Here is a 4,156-nt window from a genome sequence, read left to right as displayed (position 1 = left end):
GCGTCGCGCAGGCCGACGCCGACCTCGCGCAGGCCGAACTCGAACGCGCGCAGGCGCTCGTCGGACGCGGCTTCATCTCCAAGGCCGATATGGATCGCAAGCGCGCGACCCGCGACTCCGCCAACGCGCGCGTTCGCGTCGCGCAGGCGCAATATGCCGAAGCGACCGCGCGTAACGATCGCCTCAATATCGTCGCACCCGCCGCGGGTCTGGTGCTGACGCGCCAGGTCGAGCCCGGCCAGATCGTCGGCGCCGGTAGCGGCATCCTGTTCCGCATGGCGCGCGGCGGCGAGATGGAAATGCTCGCGCAGATGGCCGAAGCCGATCTGGCGCGCGTCCAGGTCGGCACGCGCGCGGCCGTCACGCCGGTTGGCAGCAGCGCGAGCATCGCCGGGCAGGTCTGGCAGAAGTCGCCGGTCATCAACATGGACACGCGCCAGGGCACGGTCCGCATCGCGGTTCCGTACAGCGAGGCGCTACGTCCGGGCGGTTTCGCCGATGCACGCCTGATCGCGGGCACGGCGGAAGCGCCGCTGCTTCCCGAAAGTGCGGTGCAGAGCGGCGTCGAAGGCAATTTCGTGCTCGTCGTCGACGGCAAGAACATGATCCAGCGCCGCCCGGTGAAGGTCGGGACCGTGACCGATCGCGGCGTGTCGATCGCATCGGGCCTCACCGGCACCGAAAAGGTGGTCGCGCTCGCGGGCGCTTTCCTCAACCCCGGCGACAAGGTGAACCCGGTGGTTCAGAAATCGTCGCGATAACCGGCCGACGGCGCGCATAGAGATTTAGTGCACAAGGGCGTTTGATCATGAGCTTCCGCAACATTTCTGCCTGGTGCATCCGCAATCCGGTGCCGCCGATCGTATTGTTCATCCTGCTGTTGCTGGCGGGCCTCGTCAGCTTCAACCGGATGGACGTCAACGACAATCCGGACGTCGAATTCCCGATGGTCCAGGTCGTCGTCATGCAGCCCGGTGCGGCGCCGTCCGAACTGGAGACGCAGGTCACCCAGCGTGTGGAGGCCGCGGTGCGCTCGGTCAGCGGGGTCGACGAGCTGTCCTCCTATGTGGGCGAAGGTAACAGCCGGACAATGGTGCAGTTCGCGATCGGTACGCCGATCGACCGCGCCTATAACGACGTCAACCAGGCGGTGCAGCAAATACGCAGCGACCTGCCCGAGGGCATTCTCGAACCGCAGGTTGTGCGCGTCGACGCGGTGGGCGGCCCGATCACCTATTTCGCCGTCGAGACGTCGGACATGACGCTCGAACAATTGAGCTGGTTCGTCGACAATACGATTGCCAAGGAACTGCTTTCGGTCCCCGGCATGGCGAAGGTCAGCCGTTCGGGTGGCGTCAATCGTGAAATCCGCGTCATCCTCGATCCCGCGCGCATGCAAAGCTATGGCCTGACCGCGAGCCAGGTGAACCAGGAATTGCGCCAGGTGAACGTCAATGCGGCGGGCGGACGTACCGAAATCGCCGGATCGGAGCAGGCGGTGCGCGTCCTCGGCAACGCCGAAAACGCCTTCCAGCTCGGCGAGACGCGCATCTCGATCGGTAGCGGCCGTACGATCCGCCTCGCCGATGTCGCGTCGGTGACCGACGGCTATGCCGAACAGCGCAACCTTGCGAAGATCGGGGGCAAGCAGGTGCTTTCCTTCTCGATCGAAAAGGCGAAGGGTGCCTCCGACGTCACGATCCACGACGAGACGATGAAGAAGCTCGCCGAGATCAAGAAGGCGAACCCGCAGGTCGAATTCAAGATCCTCTTCACGCGTACCGAATATACCAAGGAACAATATCGCAGCTCGATGCTCGCGATGATCGAGGGCGCGATCCTTGCGGTCGTCGTCGTGTTCCTCTTCCTGCGCGACTGGCGCGCGACGCTGATCAGCGCGCTCGCGATCCCGCTGTCGGCGATCCCGACCTTCTGGTTCATGGACATGATGGGCTTTTCGCTGAACGGCCTGTCGCTGCTGGCGCTCAGCCTCGTTGCGGGCGTGCTCGTCGACGACGCGATCGTCGAGATCGAGAATATCGTCCGGCATATGCGCATGGGCAAGACGGCGTATCAGGCGTCGATCGACGCCGCCGACGAAATCGGTCTCGCGGTCGTCGCGACGACGATGTCGATCGTCGCGGTGTTTCTGCCCGTCGCACTGATGCCGGGCATTTCGGGTCAATTCTTCATCCAGTTCGGCCTGACGGTCGTCTTTGCAGTGCTCGTCAGTCTCGCGGTTGCGCGCATGATCACGCCGATGATCGCCGCCTATTTCCTGTCGGCGCAAGGCGAGCAGGATCATGCCTCGGGTCCGTGGGTCGATCGCTACGAGCGCATCCTTGCGTGGACCCTCGACAACCGGAAACACCATGCCATGCGCGCGCGGTACGAGGCGCATCCGACGAAGCTCGCCTACCTCGCCGTGCCGCTGGTGCTCGCGGGGCTTTCGGTCCTCTATGCGATCTATGCCTATTTCCAGCCGGTCCCGGTCGGACAGGATGCTCCGAACACGGCGATGTATTTCATGCTGAAAACCCCGGTCGAGGCGATCCTGACCTATCTGGTCGTGAGCTTGCTTGCGATCCTGGTTGGCGCGCTTGCCTGGTTCATCGGAATGCGTGCATCGGGCTTTACCAACTGGGCCCGGTTCATGGTCCAGCGTGCGTGGGCACGTCTGTTCGACCATCGCGTCTGGATCGTCGGGGTCGGCTTCCTGTCGCTGGCGATGAGCGTCGTGCTGTTGATGATCCTGCCGCAGCAGTTCCAGCCGACGATCAACAGCGACTACAGCCAGATCCGCTACGAATTGCCCCCGGGCTCGACGCTTTCGCAGAGCGAGCATATCTCGAACCAGATCAGCGCCATCCTGTCGAAGGACAAGAATGTCGAAAACGCCTTTTACGAAGTCAACGTCAACGACGGCGGCGTCTACATCACGCTGAAAAAGAAGCGCGAGGTCAAAAGCGTCGAATGGGAGCGCAGCCTGCAGCCGCAGCTGGCGGCGATTCCCGACGCACGCGTGACATTCCAGAGCCAGTCGGGCGGCTTTTCGGGACGCGACATCACGATGGTGATCGGGAGCGACGATCCGGTCGCGCTTGAGCAGCACGCGCGCCTGATCGTGTCGCAGATGGAAAAGCTCAAGGAAATCCGCTCGCCGCGGATCGAGGGCGATATTCCGCGCCCCGAGATCATTGTCACCCCGCGGATGGACCTTGCCGCCGAGCTCGGCGTGACCACCGCGGCGCTCAGCCAGACGATCCGCATCGCGACGATCGGCGATATCGACCAGAATGCCGCGAAATTCTCGCTTTCCGATCGCCAGATTCCGATCCGCGTGCTGCTGTCCGAAGATTCGCGCCGCGCTCTCGCGACCATCGAAAATCTCCCCGTGCCGACCGCGCGCGGAACCACCGTGCCGTTGAAGTCGGTGGCCTCGATCGGCTTTGGCGCGGGTCCCACCGAACTTCGCCGTTACAACCAGACGCGGCGCATCGTGATCGGCGCCGACATCAGCCACTTCGGCCATGACCCGGCGACGCAGTCGCAGGTGATCGAAGCGGGCAGGAAAGCCGCGGGCCTGCTTGCCGTCTCCGAAGCGATGCGCGGCGACATGGCCGCGATCGGCATCGACCCGGCGAAAGTCGCCGTCCACTACACCGGCATCGACACCGCACGCTTCCACCCCGGCGACTGTGCCGCCGCGCGCGCAGCGCTCGGCATGGACGCCAGCCCCGCAATCCTCACCGTCGGCGCGCTGATCGAACGCAAGGGTCAGGCGCTTGTAATCGAGGCGCTGCCCGCGCTGCCCGACGTCCACTATTGGCTTGCCGGCGCGGGCGATGAGGAAGGCCGTTACCGCTCGCTCGCGCAAAAGCTTGGTGTCGCAACCCGCGTCCACTTCATGGGCCCCGTCGCCAACGCCGACCTGCCGCAGCTTTATCGCGCCGCCGACCTTGTCGTGATGCCGTCGGTCAGCGAAGGCCTCGCCAATGCGTGGGTCGAGGCGCTCGCTTGCGGCACGCCCATCGTGATCAGCGACGCGGGCGGCGCCGCCGAGCTGGTAACGGGTGGTCGATCTGACCGAGCGAGAAGTGTTCATGCTGGCCTTTCGCCTGCCCAATGGGCGATTTGGCCTCGGCATGGATCAGGT

2 protein-coding genes are annotated in these 4,156 nt (G+C 64.5%); both read left to right on the top strand.

The window, feature by feature from the left end; all coding sequences use genetic code 11:
* Positions 1–761 (top strand): efflux RND transporter periplasmic adaptor subunit (locus VN047_RS02965; RefSeq protein WP_325539868.1); only part of this gene is annotated, 761 nt, incomplete at its 5' end.
* A 47-nt stretch (positions 762–808) separates the two neighbouring features.
* A partial coding sequence (locus tag VN047_RS02960; RefSeq protein WP_325539866.1) for an efflux RND transporter permease subunit occupies positions 809–4,156 on the top strand: 3,348 nt, incomplete at its 3' end.

Origin of the sequence: Sphingopyxis sp. (assembly GCF_035565275.1) — a bacterium.
Classification (GTDB): domain Bacteria; phylum Pseudomonadota; class Alphaproteobacteria; order Sphingomonadales; family Sphingomonadaceae; genus Sphingopyxis.
Note: the sequence above shows the minus strand (reverse complement) of the source record. Positions and strands in the feature narration are given on the sequence as shown.